Here is a 17,734-nt window from a genome sequence, read left to right as displayed (position 1 = left end):
TAAAAGTAATAAACTCACCAATAAAACTCTGAAAAAAGATTTCTAAAATTGATTGCTCCCGCTTTTTAAAGTTACGACTAGTTTTGTCCCGGTCTCTTCTTTTTGTGTACTATCTAAAAGGGCAGAGGGATGCCGCTGAGCCAAATATGTGATAAAATTCATCTATCTAATGTGAACTGTGAGTTGAGATGTATGATGGAAAGTCAAAAGTATGCAATTGTTGATTTAGAGACGACTGGTCATTCACCGGCAAATGGGGACCGAATGATTCAAATAGCAATTGTAATTATGGAAGATTGGAAAATTGAGCGTACCTTTACGAAGTTTATTTATCCAGGTAAAGCTATTCCAACTTTCATTCAGGATTTAACGCATATTACGGATGAGGATGTAAAGGATGCCTTGCCGTTTGAGGCACATGCCGACTACATATATGAACTGCTTGCTGATTGTGTATTTGTCGCGCATAATGCGGATTTTGACTTATCTTTTTTACAAGCAGAGTTCAAGCGCGCGGGCTTACCGAAATGGCAGGGTAAAAAGATGGACACGGTTGAGCTTGCCAAAATATTGTTCCCGATGTCGCTAAGCTTTAAGCTAGGTGATTTAGCGGCAGATTTAAATATAGAGCTAACAAATGCACACCGAGCAGATGACGATGCGCGTGCAACAGCTGAGCTTTTTATACGTTGTTGGAAGGAGTTACTCAGTCTCCCTCAGCTAACCCTTGAACAAATGCATAAACGTTCATTCAGATTGAAATCAAATTTATCTCAGCTTTTCTTCGAGGCTCTTCAAATTAAACGACAGCACGTAACTGCTAATGAAAATGTCTCCTACTACCGCAATTTGGCTATTTGTGATGGAAGGAAAAAGCATACAAATAATACGGAGATTGTATCATATCCACAAACAGCAGCTGATAAAACAACTTTAATGACAAAGGCCATGTTGAATTTTGAGCAACGACCAGCGCAATTCGAGATGATGGACACTATTTGGCAAGCACTAAATGACAAAAGAGAGTGCGTTATAGAGGCCTCAACAGGGATTGGTAAAACAGCGGGCTATCTACTTCCTGCGATTTTGTATGCTCGATCAGTCGATAAAAAAATTGCGATTAGCACATATACATCACATTTACAGGAGCAGCTTGTTGAGGAAGAGTTACCAAAGATTGAAAAAATCCTTGGCACTAAAGTAAATATTGCTGTTCTAAAGGGCATGCAGCATTATATTGACGTTGCACGCTTTGAGCAATGTATGGCTTATGCTGATGAATCTTATGATGATACCTTTACAATTTTACAAATTCTTGTCTGGCTGACCAAAACAGAAACAGGTGTGTTAAGTGAACTCAATGTATCTGGTGGTGGACAACTATTTTTAGAGAAAATCCGGAAAATTCCTGATGAAAAACCTTCAAAGGGCGTTGATTTCTATGAACAAGCGTTAAAAAATAGTGAGTTTGCCGATTGTATTGTAACCAATCATTCTATGGTACTCAGTGATTTAGTCCGTCAAACTCCGATTTTTACAGAAATTGATGGATGGATCATTGACGAAGCACATCAATTTATACAGTCTGCCATGCAACAGGACGAAATTGTCTTCTCCTATACGCAGTGGAAGTACATTTTTGGTCAAGTAGGAACGATGGAGGAAACTGCTTTATTCCAGCAATTTAGTCAGGCGGCTAAGAAAAAACAACGTGTTCCTATGCAAAGTTTGCAACGATTAGATGCACAATTTATACGCCTGCAACGAACATTCGATGAAACTATTCAACGAGCTGTTCAAAAAATGCAGCAACAAATCAAAGGTAAACAAGCTAGTAGCAAATGCACTTTGTTTTTAGAAGATGTATCGCTAGCAAAAGAACCGCTTTTACAAGTGAGTAAGCTCACACAGCAGTGGCTTGATCTTGCGTCAGAAGTAGGGCAAGTCTTTGAAAATAATATTGAGCAATTAGATAAAAATGAGCTCTATATTTTATCGGAATGGCATTATTGGATCCGTGAATTAAAGGTAAAAATCGCGGAATGGGAGGAAATTTTTCTATCCCCACAGGTTGATAATTCGGTGTGGTTAGAATTCGATTTACGGAGCGTTCCAGGAAGCTTACATGTCTTTAAAAAGCCGGTTAATGTCACACCTATCATTGAAAAAGTACTTGCACCGCTTCGTAAACAGGCAAGTATTGTGTGGACTTCAGGTACTTTAACTGTGCCAGGTAATGAGCGTTTTGTGACGCGTCAACTCGGTATTTCTGATAGTGTGCAAGTAATAAAGCTACAAGCGCCACCATCCTATTATGCAGGGGCGAAGGCATTTATTGTCACAGATATGCCTGATATTCAACATGTGTCACAGGATGAATATATTGAAGCGGTCGCCCACGCCATTACACGTACAGTCCGAATGACAGAGGGACGTTGTTTTGTCCTATTTACCTCACAGGATATGCTTCGAAAAACTGTGGACCTTATTCAAGATAGTGAACTCCTTGATGACTATATGCTCTTCGCACAAGGTGTAACGGGTGGTAGCCGTATGCGTATTCTGAAATCATTCCAAAAGTTTAGCCACTCCGTCCTCTTTGGTACAAATAGCTTTTGGGAAGGTGTGGACGTTCCAGGTGACGCACTTGCATCGGTTATTGTTGTGCGCCTGCCGTTCTCCTCGCCAGAAGAACCTGTATTTAAGGCGAGAGCAAAACATATTACCGCACAAGGTCGTAATTCCTTCAATGAGTTATCGCTACCAGAAGCCATCATGCGTTTTAAACAAGGCTTTGGTCGTTTAATCCGTTCATCACAGGATAAAGGAGCCTTCATTGTTTTGGACCGCCGCATTTCAACAAAGTCGTACGGTAAGGAGTTTATCAAGGCTTTACCACCGATTGATGTAAAGAAATTGCAGCTACCGGAGTTGTTAAAGGAACTTAATAATTGGCATAAATAGATGGAATCCCTTTTAGTAGTTAGCTAAAAGGGATTTTTTTTAGAAATGGTGGGAAATAAGAGAGTGTTGAGAGTGCGAAATTGAGTGAAATGTAGTGCGTCCAGGTAAAAAAAGTAAGAACCGTGATCAAATAATCAATAAGGATAAGGGTCCCCACTGATAACAGTTTTACTTTATATAAAATCTATATATTTAAAGAGATTGACAATTGAGAATATTGATGATTATCATCTATCAAAAACGCCACACGGTTTCGACCATGTTCTTTTGCTTGGTATAAAGCTTTGTCGCATCTTGATAATAAAGTATTTAAGGTATCACCACTCACATAGCTAGTGACCCCAAAGCTACTCGTTTTTCGATTAACAACAGGAAATTGATGATTTTCTAGTTGCTGTCGAAGCTTTTCAGAAAGCTGTACAGCATCTTCAAGTGTAGTTTGAGGACAAATTACTAAAAACTCCTCGCCACCCCATCTTCCAATGGTGTCTTGTTCCCGAATCATGTTCTTTAGTAGCTCTGCAACGTTTATTAATACCATATCGCCTACTTGATGACCGAACTCGTCATTTACTGCTTTAAAATAATCAATATCCAGTAAAATGATGGAGAGAGGTACGTCTTGGTTTTGGGCGAGTTCAAATGCCTTTTCTAATACATGATCTAACCTAACTCGATTTGGGATTTGGGTGAGTCGGTCTGTATTTGCTAATTTTTCAAGCTCAAACTTCGCTTTTTCAAGCTCTTGTGTGCGTTCAGTTACTTTATGTTCAAGGGTTTCATTTAGCATTTGTTGCATTTCTTGATGCTCTTTTTTAATAATATTGATTTTATCGCCTAATGCTAAAGATAAAAATATGGATTCAAAAATGGCACCGATAGCAGGAACATCCTCGAAAATACGTGGATGGAATGGAATCACTTTTAAAAAGGCTAATGCCTGAACAATTACGGAACCGAGCAGAACAGTCCAACCTATTAAGTAAAATCTAGCCATTTTTTGACCTTTTAACAATACAAACAAACCAGAAAGCCAGAGAAACACAAAGACAGCTACAGCAAAAATAGTTGTAAAATTATTAACTATGGAGACATCAGAAATTATAAACACGGACATTAATGAAAGGAACGTTATGACTAAAAGTAACTTCCCCAACTTATATAGACTGGGCATATATTTTTTTAATTCAAGAAATTCTAAGCAAAATAAAAGCATAAACAAAAGTAAAAAATTAGCACTTATAACTAAGGATTTAATAAAAACCCATGAAGGTAATAGTTTACCTACTAATTCAATATCTAAAGAATTCAATGTTGCTTGATAAAGCATAAAACTGAACATATATAAAACATAATATAAATAAGCCTTTTCCTTTAATGAAAAGTATAAAAAGAGATTATAGATTAAAAGTGCAGATAAAAAGCCATAAAAGATTCCTGTTAAATATTTATAGTCGATGATGCTATTAATAAAACTATCCGTTGTATAAAGATAGGAGATTATGCTTAAAGGCAAAACCCCATCTAATTTTATATAAATTTCTTTTACAGATGGGTCTTTTATTTGAAATAAATTAGATCGGTAATGAATGTTTTGCTCGTCGATATTTGAGATTCCTCTCTTTTGCACACTATAGGAGCCATCTTCTTTCACCAGAAACATCTCGATATTATCCAGTTTATCAGTTACCTCAATCCAGTAATTTTGCTTTTCTGTTAATAGCTCATTAATTGATAATTTTAACCAAATTGTATCTTTTGTTTGCCAAAAAAATAAATAATCGTGATCACTAGCAACAAAGGACTTGTCATATGTACCAGATAATAAATCTTCTATTGTAATACTTTTAGAAGTATCACGAAATATATCATAATGCTGTCCCAATATAATAGGTGCTGTTCGCTCAGCAGCAAAGCTTGTTGAACTAAATGGTGCCATGAACAAAAATAAAAGTGCGATAATAAAATAAAATAACATGCTGTTTTTAATAGTTATATTTTTCATTATGTCTTTTTCCCTCCTTTCCCCCAGTTACTAGTAAGTTGAATAAGATGTGCCAACAATAAAGTTTTATGTAAATATATCATACTGTATTCTATTTTAGTGATATTTTAGTAGATACTGATAAACTACTTCAATAAATGTCATTGATCATAAAAGCAAGATTGTGGACGAGTTGAATAGATATTTCCCGTAAACTAATGAACAATTAGAAGGGCTCCTTATTGTCAATATAGCCGGTGTCCATGCAACAATGGAGCGACAAGATATTCGCAAGAAATAGCTTTCCCCCCTTGCAGACACTTTTCGGTACTGCTTAAGAAGCCTGTTACCCATTGTTCATACAATATAACGTTAATTAAACGAATTTTATATTTATTAAATTATTTCATAATACATTGAATATTGAAGTGATACATATTATATTATTCACGAATATGAAATCAGGGGGAATGATGAATATTGGAATGGAAATAAAGAAATTGAGAACTGAAAAGGAATTACTTTGAAAGAGGTAAGTGAAAAAAGCGATCTATCTGATGGATTTCTGTTCTCAATTAGAAGGGGGGCTTAAAACCATAGCAGTTGATTCACTTGAATAACTAGTTGATATTTTGGAAGTACATTTAACACATTTTATTGATTAGCCACATTAAAGGAAAGATATAGTTTTAAGAAGTTATGAACAAGAGATAATGGATTCAGTAGAAGGTAGTTTTGTTAAAAGAAGAGTTCATTCATTTATGTTTTAGAGGGGATATTAACAGTTTACATAAATGGAAAGAGTCATGAAGTGTATCCTGATGACAGTGTTCATATGGACTCAAATATTGCCTACAATTGGGCTAATTATACAAACAAAAAGATTAAGCTCATTGTGTTAATACGCCTAATTTTCTATAATAGTGGGTTTAATACTATACCGAAATGACCGACATCGTGTCGGCCTTCACGTTGTGGCTGTCGCTTCGCTTTCGCACAGACAAGAACGTGTTGTGGCTGTCGCTTCGCTTTCGCACAAAAAACATCTGCAGGCCTAAGCACAATTTAAAATCCGGACGCAATTACGCCAAGGCGTGATTGATAATTACAAAGTTTACAGCTGTAATAATTAGTATAATACTAGCTGCATGGTAGTATGATCGTGAAAGTAAGGAATTTTGTCTTAAAGAAAACGGAGGTATTGTTAATGAATATCAAGGATAGGGTCGAAAAGTTAAGACAGCTAATGAAAGAAAATCAAATGGATGCTTATATCATTCCTAGTTTTGATGCACATCAGAGTGAATATGTAGCGGAACATTGGAAATGTAGGCAATGGATATCAGGATTTACAGGGTCTGCAGGTACTGTAGTTATTACATTAGATGATGCTGGATTATGGACAGATGGTAGATACTATATTCAAGCTGAAAAGCAGCTTGAGGGCTCAGGAATCAGATTATTTAGAATGATGGATCCAGGAGTTCCATTTTATACAGAATGGCTAGCAGATGTTCTTAAAGAAGGTAGCATTGTGGGCTTTGATGGAAATGTTTTTTCAATTAAACTGGTTAAAAAGATGGAAAAAGATCTAGAGGCAAAGAGAATCGTATTAAATATGAATCAAGATTTAATTGGTGGTCTTTGGGAAGATAGACCAGATGTTCCTAAAGGACCGATTTTTACTCATGACGTAAAATATGCAGGCAAGTCACGAGTAGAAAAATTAAATGAAGTAAGAGAAGAAATGAAAATTAAAGGAGCAAATTATTATATTTTCACTGCCCTTGATGACATTGCCTGGCTATTGAATATAAGAGGGGCCGATGTGCCTAACAATCCAGTTGCAATAGCTAATGTAATCGTAGCAGAACATAAATGTTATTTATTTATTGATTCTTGCAAGGTTCCCTCTTTGGTTAAATTAGAACTGGAGACTGAAGGAATCGAGCTAAAAGCGAATCATGAAATACAAACATTCTTGGGGAATCTTTCAAGTGGAGATGCCATTATTTTAGATTCGAATAAAACAAATATCACATTATATAATGCCATTAACAGTAATACAAAGAAAATTGAAAGTCCTGACATCACAACTAATTTAAAAGCCATTAAAAATGAAGTTGAGATAAAAAATTTAAAATGGTGTGAAATAAAAGATGGTTTAGCCATGGTGAAATTTATAAAATGGCTAAAAAACTTTGTAGATAAAGAAGAAATTACAGAGATTACTGCAGAAGAAAAATTAGAAGATTTCAGAATGGGGCAGGAAGGATATTTTGGACCTAGCTTTGATACGATAGCAGGTTATAAAGAACATGCTGCGATGATGCATTATAAAGCCAATAAAGAAACGCAATATACTCTTAAGAATGAAGGTCTTTTTTTAATTGATTCAGGCGGACAGTATTATGATGGAACAACAGATATTACACGAACGATTGTTTTAGGAAAACTTACCGATGATCAAAAAAGAGATTTTACTTTGGTGTTAAAAGGATTTATTGCATTAAGCTCAGTGAAATATTTATATGGAGCAACAGGTTCTAACTTAGATGTTTTAGCAAGACAACCCATTTGGCAGTATGGTTTGGACTATAAATGCGGGACAGGACATGGAGTAGGTTTTTTCTTGAATGTTCATGAAGGACCACAAAGCATAAGAAATAATAATAATGATGTCATATTAGAAAAAGGTATGATTATTACGAATGAACCGGGAATATATCTTGAAGGTAAATATGGAATTAGAATTGAAAATATGATGTTAGTAGTTGAAGACGAGAAAACAGAGTTTGGTCAATTTATGAAGTTTGAAGCAATCACGTATTGCCCTATTGATTTAGACGGTATTGATAAAGATATGTTAACAGAGAGTGAAAAGCAATGGTTAAACAATTATCATCAAGAGGTATACACAAAGCTATCTCCTTATTTAAATGAAGAAGAGAGAGTATGGCTAAGGGAAGAAACTAGAGAAATATAAATAGGTATTGCCGGATAGTAATATTTATAGTTACCCGACAGAAGACTCCCACTTCAAGGAATGAGAAGGGTGTAGCCCATGCTCATGCTGGAAAAGTTATGGCTACTGCGGTGCTGGCGCAACCGGAATTAATTGAACAAGCAAAGCAAGAGCTTAAAGAACGTTTAGGAAATGAGATTTATCAAAATTCAATTCCTCAAGGTGTTAAACCTTCATACATCCGCAAATACTTATCTAACGTAATCGAATAATTGAAAAAGAGGCGTCAAGACAACAAATTGTCATCGACGCTTCTTTTGTTTTTATAACGAAGAGGAGACATTGACATCATCTATTAAAAATTCAACACAGTTTCTGCCTCGTTCTTTTGCTTGATATAACGCTTTATCACATCTTGATAATAATGTATTTCGTGTATCACCATCTACATAGCTAGTTACCCCAAAGCTACTAGTTTTTCGCTGCACAATAGGGAATTGATGATTTTCTAATTGTTGACGAAGCTTTTCAGAAAGCTTAATAGCACCATCTAGTTTAGTTTGTGGGCAAATAACTAAAAATTCCTCGCCACCCCATCTACCAACTGTATCTTGCTCTCGAATCGTATTTTGCAATATTTCTGCTACATTCATTAAAACTAAGTCGCCTACCTGATGGCCGAACTCATCATTGACTTCTTTAAAAAAATCAATATCTAATAGAATAATAGCGAATGGAGCCTCATGATGTTGGGCTTGTTCAACAGCTACTTCTAACACATCGTCTAACTTTACACGATTTGGAATTTGAGTAAGGCGATCTGTATTTGCTAATTTTTCAAGCTCAAGTTTTGCTCTTTCTAGCTCTTGTGTTCGTTCTTTTACTTTATGTTCGAGCGTTTCATTGAGCGTTTGTTGCATTTCCTGATGCTCTTTTTTTATGATATTGATTTTATCGCCTAATGCTAATGATAAAAATATTGATTCAAAAATAGCACCAATTGCAGGAATATCCTCAAATATAACTGGATGGAATGGAATAATACTTAAAAAAGCCAATGCTTGTACTATGATGGAACCAAGCACAACAGTCCAACCTACCATATAAAATCTAGCCATTTTCTGACCTTTTAACAACACAAATATTCCTGATAACCAAAGAAAAATAAAGACAACTACAGCAAGAATGATTGTTAAATTATTTGCAATCGCAACATCAGGGACAATGAATGAAGCAATTAAAGAAAGTAAAGTGATTAATAATAGAAAATTCCCGATTTTGTAGAAGCGGGGTAAGTATTTTTTAAATTCAAGAAACTCTTTGCTAAATAGAATCATACATATAATCAAGATATTTCCACTTATCGCTGCGGATTTTAGAAAAAACCATTTAGGCAAATGTTGACCTACTAATTCAATATCTAAAGAATTCAAAGTAGCTTGATAGAGAATAAAACTAAACATATACAAAACATAGTAAAAGTAAGCCTTATCTTTCAACGAAAAAAATAAAAATAAATTGTAAATTAAAAGTGCAGACAAGAACCCATAAAAAATCCCTGTTAAATATTTGTAGTCAATAATCTTATTGATAAAGCTATCCGTTGTGAAAAGATAAGAAATTGAATTTAATGGTAATTCACCATCTAATTTTATATAAATTTCTTTGACGGATGGGTCATGGAATTGAAATAAATTAGAACGATAATGAATGTTTTGTTCGTCAATATTTGAAATCCCTCTTTTTTGAACACGATAGGAGCCATCTTCTTTGACTAAAAACATTTCAATGCTATCTAGCTTGTCTGTTACCTCTAACCAGTAAGATTCCTGTTTATCCTTTAATAATTCTTCGGTATCTAATCGTATCATTCGTGTGCCAAAAGAATAGATAATCGTCTTTACTAGCGACAAATGAATTGTCATATGTACCACTTAATAAGTCATCTATCGTAATTTTTTTTGAAGAGTCACGAAAAATATCATAATGCTTTCCTAATATAGTAGGTTCTGATAGTTCCGCAGCATGACAGGGTATGCTGAATTGTGTAAAAGTAACTATAAGTACGATAAAAAAATAAAATAACAGGTTGGTTTTCATAATTTTATTTTTCATCAATCATTCTTTCTCCTATCCCTTTCCTTCAGTCACTGGTAAGTATGTTGATGAAAGGTTAAATAAAGTGCTATAAAAATAGAGTATTATGTAAATATATCACACTTTACCTATGTTTGGGATTTTTTACTATTACTAAATAATTGATTAAAAAAATTACAATAATTTTTAACAAATGAAGAGAATAAGGTTTATGATGATGAGCCGTAAAAAGCGGTTTATTATTTATCATTCACTAACATTTCCTTTGTTTGTAGAAATAGCTTAGCCAAGTATTCATTTTGTATAAATAAGCGGTTATTGCTAAAAATAAGACCGTCAAAATGGGTGATTTAATTACAATAAGTATTTGTAATTTTACCACTTGTTATGACAGGTTTTTTGCAATTTCGACGCTTTTCATACATGTGAAGTGTATAACTGGCTTCGTATCTACAAATAAAAGGAGGTGTAAATATGAGCGTAGTTTATAGAATCGCTTTAGTGTTAGTAATCATTGGAGCAATCAACTGGGGACTTATAGGATTCTTTAGATTTGATTTAGTTGCCTATTTGTTTGGTGGACAAACAGCAGTATTGTCACGATGGATTTATGCATTAGTTGGATTAGCAGGACTAATATCCTTACCGATACTTGTTATGCGATTTGATGAGGATGAAGAATTTGATCCTCTTACTCGCATAGACAGAAATCCAAGCTATGGTATGGAAGTTGGTGATGAAGCTGATTTTACTGCATTAAAAACAACTAATGTGCTAAAAGAAGAAAAAAAGGATTCACAAAGCAAAAATAAAAATAAAAATAAAAATAAAAAATAATCTTAAGTTTATCGATAGTACCTCAAAAAAACTGGTGACCATTTAGTGAGGGCACTGAAACTTACGCTTTTATAATAGCGAGCCTTTTTCAGATAAAAATAAGGCACTTCTTGTTCAATTTTGAACAGGAAGTGCCTTATTTCTGTCTCTATTCCTTATTTATTTTCGTTTAGTAACTTTAATATCCGTTTCAAATTGACAGCGAATATCGTTGTAGCACCTTGAATTTCCATGCCAAATAGACCCGTAGTCGATGCCGTATCGTACCCGTATCCGTTTTTTAATTCACTATTCTTCGCTTCTACTTTGTAGCGATTTGCGGCTAAGGTTTCTTGATTTGAAATCATCGGGGCACCACCTGCACATTAATTCTTTTATTATAAAGGAAAGAGGGACTAAAATAATAGTATGATACATTGCGTTGTTTGGAGAAGCATCGCTCGACTACTGCGGGAAAGCGAGACAGTCGAGACCCCGCACGAAGCGAAGGAGGAGGCTCGGCGCTCGCCCGCGGAAAGCGAGCGTAATGCTTCGGAAAACAACAGTAGAGTCACAGTGCCAAATGAAAAAAGCGAGGTATTCAACGATTTAATCTTTGAATACCTCGCAATGTGAGAAGATATGGACTTTTTCAGTGCCCTCCCATTTGGTTCGTCAGTTTTTTGGTTTATGGCTAGGAGAAAAGGAAAAAATCCGCAAAGATATACAGGATTGGAACCCAGATAACGAAGCGGATTTTTACTAGAAGTTCTTATATTAGTCTGTCGCATTAGCCGTTATTACTTGGAATGGCGAAGGATTAAATTCATTGATTGTTCAAGCAAATTGTTGTGGCTTTAGTGAAGGAACTTACTTGGTTTGGCCCAAACATATGTCTATCATCGAATTTTGAACGTTTCCAGCCTAATAATCATGATAGCCGACGAGAATTGAAATTGGTACATTAACACCAACTATACCGACTTGAATTTCGGAGCGGAAATCTTCTGAAGATAAACAGTTTATTGGTGTGTCAATATATCTTCAATCAAAAATGCGATATAGAGATTTGTTTTTGTAAATGGGTTATTTAAGTCCATATCTAATAGCATTTCTATTTTTTTTATTTTATATAGGACCGTGTTACGATGAATAAATTGACGTTCACTAATCCGACCAGTACTACCATTTTCCTCGAGAAAAATGCGTAAAAATTGTACATAATCTGTGTTATTCATTTCATCATAGCGATAGAGCTGACCTAAGATGTCTTGACTATATGATTTGATTAATGTTTGATTTTGCACGGCCATAATAATTTTATAGGCACCAATTTCTTTATATTTGTATAGGAAACGGTTGTTATGAAGCTTTGCTAATTGGATTACTGTTAATGACTCATCATAGCTTTTGCGAACATTTTCAAGTTCTTTGTGATAATTTCCTTTACCAATGATAATATCCAAGTAACCATTTTTTTGCGTAATTTTATCGTATATTTCTTCAACGATTTTTGAGAAGGGAGTATTTGGTGTATTGATTTGTGTTTTGTCGATTAAAAAGATGAGGTGATTTTTATGTTTTAGTTTTAAAAAACGTTTATATCTATTTTGAAATGCAAATTGGATCATGACCTCATAACGGTCAATACTAGACTGTGGACCTTTGGTAGTGCATGAAATGATAGCTAGCTCTCTACCTTGTGGAAAACCAAGCAGTGCTAATTGATCTTTAATATAGTTGGTGTTTTGTTTGTATTGAAAAAGCAAGTTGTAAAGAACCTTTTCTTCGATAGATAGCTCTCGATGGTTGTTGGAAATAAATTGAAAAGTCGTTTTTAATAAATCTGCTATTCGATAACTCCAAGGCATTTGAAAAATAGGGAAATCATGTTTATTGGCAAAAGAGATTACTGATTCTGGTATATCTGGAATGTATGGGCCGGTATTAATAATGAAACCTGCTACCTTTTTAGAGAATGCTAGTTTTACAAGCTGCTCTAAGGAATCTCCTTGTGAAGATAAATTAATACCTGTAGTAACGACTAATTCATTAGGTCTACAAAACATAATTAAATCGATGCTTTCTACTACGTTAATCCCTGTAACTCTTCGATACGTTCCGCTATGTCCAGCTATTAATGTTAGCATTGGGAATTGAACTCCCTCTACAATTTTGCGAATCGTCCCCATTTTTCCCCCCCCTTATTATGAACATAACTTACCATATATCATGTGCAGATGCACATATTTTTTTAGTTTTATATCTATATATCATAATTTTTAACTCTTATAGAATGTGTATTAACTACTGTGAAAGAGAGGACTTGCATATGTATAAGTGTAATAGTAGACGATTGCAAGAGTTAATTGAACAATTTAGTCAATTTGGAGCTACTGAAAATGGTGGTGTAACCCGTTTGTCTCTTTCGAATGAGGATGTATTAGCAAGAAACTATTTTTGTGAGTGTTGTGAAGAATTAGGAATGGACATTAAAGTCGATGATATGGGCAATATTTATGCCATTTTACCTGGAAAAAAAGATGTTCCTCCAATTATTATGGGGTCACATTTAGATTCCGTTGAAAAGGGTGGCAAATTTGATGGTGTATTAGGCGTTTTAACGGCCATAGAGGCAATTCGAACGTTAAAAGAAAACGAGATTGAACTAGATATACCGTTAATGATTGTTAACTTTACGAATGAAGAAGGTGCTCGTTTTGACCCAGCAATGATGAGCTCTGGTGTCATCTCAGCAAAATTTGAAAAAGAAAAAATGCTGCAATCTGTCGACAAAGATGGTACCAGTTTCAAAGAAGCGCTGCAAGCAAGTGGATATGAGGGAGATCAAGAAAATCGATTAAAAGAAGCTCTTGCTTATATAGAGTTGCATATCGAGCAAGGACCTGTTCTAGAGGCAAAGCAACTGGAAATAGGCGTTGTTGAAGGTGTATTAGGCATGGTTTGCTATGAAATTACGGTTACAGGGCAGTCCAATCATGCTGGAACGACACCGATGACAATGCGCCAAGATCCGATGTTAGTAACTTCAAAAATCATTACGAATTTACATGAAGAACTCGGAAAAATTGATGAACAATTAGTGTTTACCTTTGGTCGAATGAATGTATCTCCAAATATTCATACCGTTATACCGAACAAAGTGACTTTTACGATAGATTCACGTCATCAAAGTCCAGAGATCATGCAAAAGGTTGAGGACATACTGAATAATCTTCCTACAGAGGATATGGGCTGTAGCATTAAGCCCATTAAGCTATGGGGTAGAGATACAGTCTATTTTGATACACATATTTGTAATGAAGTGGAAAGGGCTTGTCAAAGCTTCGGCTATACTACACATCGGATGTTTAGTGGGGCAGGGCATGATGCGCAATATATAGCAAGCATTGTTCCATCAGCGATGATTTTCGTGCCAAGTATTAATGGTAAGAGTCATTGTGAGGAAGAGGAAACAACATTTGAGGATTGTGCGAAAGGAGCAGATGTATTACTTGAAACAGTGTTGACGCTGCAAACAAAGTTCAGTATGGGGGAGACCTACACGTTACATTAAGGTGGGTTCTATGTATGGTCTTTCCTAACATTGTCATGATTGAATATTCTCCAATATTTTATGAAGGGTGAGGGCAGAATGAAAAAAATCATTAAAGGTGGACGAGTAGCAACAGCGGCAGATGTTTTTGAGGCAGATATTTTAATTGAAAACGGAAAAATTGTTCAAATAGGCAAAGATTTATCCGACGTGGGCGCAGAAATTATTGATGCTACTGGTAAGATCGTGATGCCAGGTGGAATTGATCCGCATACTCATTTAGATATGCCATTTAACAATACTGTGACAGATGATGATTGGAAATCTGGTACTATTGCAGCGGCTTTCGGTGGAACAACTACTATTTTGGACTTTTGTTTAACGGCTGGTGAGGAAAAACTTTCAGCTGCAGTTGAAAAGTGGCATGACAAGGCGAAGGGGAAATCAGCTATCGACTATGGATTCCACTTAATGATTGGTGATTTAACCCCTGAAACAGAAGCCGAATTGCCGAAAATCTTAGAGCAGGAGGGTATTACTTCTGTAAAGGTATTTATGGCTTATGCAAAAGAATTTCAAGCAACAGATCGCACCCTTTTTAAAGCTTTTAAAATAGCGAAAGACCTCGGTGCAGTTGTTATGGTGCACTGTGAAAATGGTTCTGTTATAGATGAGCTTGTAGAAGAGGCTCGACGTGCAGGTCATAAGGAGCCGATTTATCATGCGCTCACTCGTCCAGCTGAATTAGAAGGCGAGGCGACAAAACGTGCGATTGAGTTAGCTCATATTGCTGGTGCTACCCTTTATGTTGTGCATGTAACTTGTAAAGAGGCAGTAGATGAGATCATTGCTGCGCGTGAAAAAGGCTATGACGTCTATGGCGAAACATGTCCACCATATTTAACTTTGGACCAATCTGCTTTAGCACAACCAGGTTTTGAGGGCGCAAAATATGTTTGGTCCCCACCACTTCGTCCAAAATACCATCAGGCTCATTTATGGAATGCTCTAAAAGCAAAACAACTACAAACAATCGGCTCTGACCAGTGCTCGTTTAGTTTTAAGGGTAAAAAGCAGTTAGGAATTAATGATTTTTCTAAAATTCCTAACGGTGGGCCATTTATTGAAGATCGCTTCAGTATTTTATATTCAGAAGGTGTAGCAAAAGGGAAAATTTCTATTAATGAGTTTGTCGATATGATTTCCACGAGTGCTGCAAAAGTATTTGGTCTATTCCCACAAAAAGGAACGATTGCAATCGGTTCTGATGCGGATATCGTTATTTTTGATCCAGAGGTAAAACGAGAAATTTCGGCAAAAACGCATCATATGAACGTGGATTATAACCCATATGAGGGATGGGAAGTAACAGGTGAACCAGTAAGTGTACTAGTACGTGGAGAATATGTCATTAAAAATAAAGAGTTTGTTGGTGTACTAGGTAGCGGGCAATATATAAAACGTGCATTAAAAACAACTGCTGCAGAAGCACTAAACATTTAGTTTGATGACCGATTGCTTTGAATGGAGAGCAGAGCAATCGGTCTCGTAATATTTTCATTTAGCTACAAAAGACTATCTACCTCTATAGATGGTGAGACGAATGTTGAATGTGATTCTTTTTCAATGGTTCTAACATCAATTACGCCAAGGTGTAATTGATAAGAAGGAAAAAATGAACACAAGAGGGGGATGTGGAAATGGCTCCGAATCAAGAAAATACAATGTCCCAACAGTTAAACCGTAATTTTATGGAGTTGACTAGCAGGATGACAAAGAATGAAGCAATTGAGGAATCTAATCGTTGCCTTTATTGCTATGATGCACCGTGTATTAAAGCCTGTCCAACGAGTATTCAAATCCCAAATTTCATAAAAAAAATTGCTTCTGGTAATATGAAGGGCTCTGCTACGACTATATTAGAAGCAAATCCAATTGGTGCAAGCTGTGCAAGGGTTTGTCCAACGGAGGAACTATGTGAAGGGGCGTGTGTGTTAAATTCCTCAACAAAGCCAATTAAAATCGGAGAGCTACAGCGCTATGCAACAGATTGGGCAATGGAAACGAATGCTCAGCTATTTAAGCAAGGACAAAGCAACGGACAGAAGGTAGCTATTATTGGTTCAGGTCCCGCTGGTTTATCAGCTGCTCGTGAACTAAGTCGATTTGGTTATCAGGTTACTATTTATGAAGCTGAATCGAAAGCTGGTGGCTTAGGGAGCTATGGTATTGTGTCGTTCCGTTTACCAAATGCTGTCGTTGATTGGGAAATTGAACAAATCGAAAAGCTAGGTGTGGAAATCAAAACAAACACAACTGTCGGTGTTGATATTTCTGCTGATGAAATCTTAGAGCAATATGACAGTGTTATTTTAGCAGTCGGTATGGGAGCTGTGCCGAATCTGGGTATTGAGGGAGAAGATTTAGCCGGTGTTCATGATGCGATAGAGTTTGTCAGAAAGACAAAAATGGGACCGCTTACAAAACTTATTGTTGGGAAGAGAGTTGCTGTCATCGGTGCAGGAAATACCGCGATTGACGGTGCTACATGTGCAGTGCGATTAGGTGCCGACAATGTTCAAATTCTTTATAGACGAACACAAAAGGAAATGACTGCGTACAAATTTGAATATGAATTTGCCAAGCAGGATAGTGTGGAGTTTAAGTGGCTAACAGCACCGAAAAAAATTATTGGCAATGAGTTAGGTGAGGTCGTAGGCATTGAATGTGTGAAAATGAAGCTCGGTGAAGCGGGTGCTGATGGTCGACAAAGACCTGAGGAGATTGAAGGGTCCAATTTTATTATCGAAGTAGATGCTGTTATTAAGGCAATTGGGCAAACACGTTTTGTGTCATTGATTGAAGCTTTTGGCTTACAGCATACAAATGGTGTTGTCGATATTGATGAAACGACAATGCAAACTTCGAATGACAAAGTATTTGCATGTGGAGATGTCGTCTTTGGAAATGGTCAGGGCGAGGCGATGGTTGTAACAGCTGTACAGCAAGGAAAAGACGCAGCATACAAGATCCATGAACGTTTAACTTCTTTCAGCAAAGTGTCTTTTGTACCGAAAGCGTAGCGACAGGTACAGATGAGTTGCAGAAGTCTCCCACCTCTATAGGTGGTGAGGTGAATGCAAGTTTAAGTTACTTTCAGTAGGTGACCCAATATCCGCTGAAATAGAGGAACTAAGTCTAAGAACGCCACGTCCTGTGGCAACGACTTAGTGACCAACTTCTTGTTGGCCCAAAGCCTTCGGCGGATGTCACAGAATCGGAAAGGACTGCTTAGGGGATGTTAGCCTAAAAACATCGTATCCATGCGATAACGGCTAACTGACCTGCATCG

The 17,734-nt window shown here is 36.2% G+C and carries 11 protein-coding genes and 2 pseudogenes; 8 read left to right on the top strand and 5 right to left on the bottom strand.

Going from position 1 to position 17,734, the window contains the following annotated elements; translation table 11 throughout:
• Positions 1-192: 192 nt before the first annotated feature.
• On the top strand, positions 193-2,964 hold the full coding sequence (gene dinG / locus ACQKNC_RS09455) for an ATP-dependent DNA helicase DinG (RefSeq protein ID WP_427424597.1): 2,772 nt from the start codon (positions 193-195) through the stop codon (positions 2,962-2,964).
• A 184-nt stretch (positions 2,965-3,148) separates the two neighbouring features.
• On the opposite strand, the gene ACQKNC_RS09450 is transcribed toward dinG, so the two are convergent.
• Positions 3,149-4,969 (bottom strand): sensor domain-containing diguanylate cyclase, encoded by a 1,821-nt coding sequence (locus ACQKNC_RS09450; protein WP_427424596.1) that lies wholly within the window; start codon positions 4,967-4,969, stop codon positions 3,149-3,151.
• A gap of 790 nt (positions 4,970-5,759) precedes the next feature.
• On the opposite strand from ACQKNC_RS09450, the gene ACQKNC_RS09445 reads away from it, so the two are divergent.
• From ACQKNC_RS09445 to ACQKNC_RS09435, 3 genes are all read left to right on the top strand, one after another.
• Complete coding sequence (locus tag ACQKNC_RS09445; RefSeq protein ID WP_427424595.1) at positions 5,760-5,897, top strand: hypothetical protein; 138 nt, start codon at positions 5,760-5,762, stop codon at positions 5,895-5,897.
• Between the two features lie 258 nt (positions 5,898-6,155).
• Entirely contained in the window at positions 6,156-7,934 is a 1,779-nt protein-coding gene (locus ACQKNC_RS09440) for an aminopeptidase P family protein (RefSeq protein ID WP_427424594.1), read from the top strand.
• 98 nt (positions 7,935-8,032) lie between these two features.
• Entirely contained in the window at positions 8,033-8,185 is a 153-nt protein-coding gene (locus tag ACQKNC_RS09435; RefSeq protein WP_427424593.1) for a hypothetical protein, read from the top strand.
• A gap of 51 nt (positions 8,186-8,236) precedes the next feature.
• Here the strand turns inward: ACQKNC_RS09435 and ACQKNC_RS09430 are convergent, their stop codons facing one another.
• Positions 8,237-9,838: a sensor domain-containing diguanylate cyclase gene (locus ACQKNC_RS09430; protein ID WP_427424592.1), complete on the bottom strand. Its 1,602-nt coding sequence runs from the start codon at positions 9,836-9,838 to the stop codon at positions 8,237-8,239.
• A gap of 646 nt (positions 9,839-10,484) precedes the next feature.
• Between ACQKNC_RS09430 and ACQKNC_RS09425 the strand changes: the two genes are divergently transcribed.
• Complete coding sequence (locus tag ACQKNC_RS09425; protein WP_427424591.1) at positions 10,485-10,847, top strand: DUF378 domain-containing protein; 363 nt, start codon at positions 10,485-10,487, stop codon at positions 10,845-10,847.
• A gap of 155 nt (positions 10,848-11,002) precedes the next feature.
• On the opposite strand, the pseudogene ACQKNC_RS09420 reads toward ACQKNC_RS09425, so the two are convergent.
• The 3 genes and pseudogenes from ACQKNC_RS09420 to ACQKNC_RS09410 form a co-directional block, all read right to left on the bottom strand.
• A pseudogene (locus ACQKNC_RS09420) lies at positions 11,003-11,161 on the bottom strand (IS5/IS1182 family transposase); the annotation flags it as partial.
• Between the two features lie 509 nt (positions 11,162-11,670).
• Positions 11,671-11,828 (bottom strand): annotated as a pseudogene (locus ACQKNC_RS09415) (methylmalonate-semialdehyde dehydrogenase (CoA acylating)); the annotation flags it as partial.
• A gap of 20 nt (positions 11,829-11,848) precedes the next feature.
• Positions 11,849-13,018, bottom strand: coding sequence for a PucR family transcriptional regulator (locus ACQKNC_RS09410; RefSeq protein ID WP_427424590.1), 1,170 nt, complete (start codon positions 13,016-13,018; stop codon positions 11,849-11,851).
• A gap of 140 nt (positions 13,019-13,158) precedes the next feature.
• Between ACQKNC_RS09410 and ACQKNC_RS09405 the strand changes: the two genes are divergently transcribed.
• The 3 genes from ACQKNC_RS09405 (at position 13,159) to ACQKNC_RS09395 (ending at position 17,465) form a co-directional block, all read left to right on the top strand.
• Positions 13,159-14,403, top strand: coding sequence for a Zn-dependent hydrolase (locus ACQKNC_RS09405; protein WP_427424589.1), 1,245 nt, complete (start codon positions 13,159-13,161; stop codon positions 14,401-14,403).
• 78 nt (positions 14,404-14,481) lie between these two features.
• Positions 14,482-15,885 (top strand): dihydropyrimidinase, encoded by a 1,404-nt coding sequence (gene hydA, locus ACQKNC_RS09400; RefSeq protein ID WP_427424588.1) that lies wholly within the window; start codon positions 14,482-14,484, stop codon positions 15,883-15,885.
• Between the two features lie 197 nt (positions 15,886-16,082).
• Complete coding sequence (locus ACQKNC_RS09395) at positions 16,083-17,465, top strand: NAD(P)-dependent oxidoreductase (protein ID WP_427424587.1); 1,383 nt, start codon at positions 16,083-16,085, stop codon at positions 17,463-17,465.
• Positions 17,466-17,734: the final 269 nt, after the last annotated feature.

The organism is Lysinibacillus sp. NPDC094177, assembly GCF_050279145.1.
Lineage (GTDB): Bacteria > Bacillota > Bacilli > Bacillales_A > Planococcaceae > Lysinibacillus.
Note: the sequence above shows the minus strand (reverse complement) of the source record. Positions and strands in the feature narration are given on the sequence as shown.

What these genes read in the sequence shown, in the direction of transcription:
- dinG (WP_427424597.1), top strand. Translation starts at nt 193, where the DNA reads ATGATGGAAAGTCAAAAGTATGCAATTGTTGATTTAGAGACGACTGGT.
- ACQKNC_RS09450 (WP_427424596.1), bottom strand. Translation starts at nt 4,969, where the DNA reads ATGAAAAATATAACTATTAAAAACAGCATGTTATTTTATTTTATTATC.
- ACQKNC_RS09440 (WP_427424594.1), top strand. Translation starts at nt 6,156, where the DNA reads ATGAATATCAAGGATAGGGTCGAAAAGTTAAGACAGCTAATGAAAGAA.
- ACQKNC_RS09435 (WP_427424593.1), top strand. Translation starts at nt 8,033, where the DNA reads ATGGCTACTGCGGTGCTGGCGCAACCGGAATTAATTGAACAAGCAAAG.
- ACQKNC_RS09430 (WP_427424592.1), bottom strand. Translation starts at nt 9,838, where the DNA reads ATGACAATTCATTTGTCGCTAGTAAAGACGATTATCTATTCTTTTGGC.
- ACQKNC_RS09425 (WP_427424591.1), top strand. Translation starts at nt 10,485, where the DNA reads ATGAGCGTAGTTTATAGAATCGCTTTAGTGTTAGTAATCATTGGAGCA.
- ACQKNC_RS09410 (WP_427424590.1), bottom strand. Translation starts at nt 13,018, where the DNA reads ATGGGGACGATTCGCAAAATTGTAGAGGGAGTTCAATTCCCAATGCTA.
- ACQKNC_RS09405 (WP_427424589.1), top strand. Translation starts at nt 13,159, where the DNA reads ATGTATAAGTGTAATAGTAGACGATTGCAAGAGTTAATTGAACAATTT.
- hydA (WP_427424588.1), top strand. Translation starts at nt 14,482, where the DNA reads ATGAAAAAAATCATTAAAGGTGGACGAGTAGCAACAGCGGCAGATGTT.
- ACQKNC_RS09395 (WP_427424587.1), top strand. Translation starts at nt 16,083, where the DNA reads ATGGCTCCGAATCAAGAAAATACAATGTCCCAACAGTTAAACCGTAAT.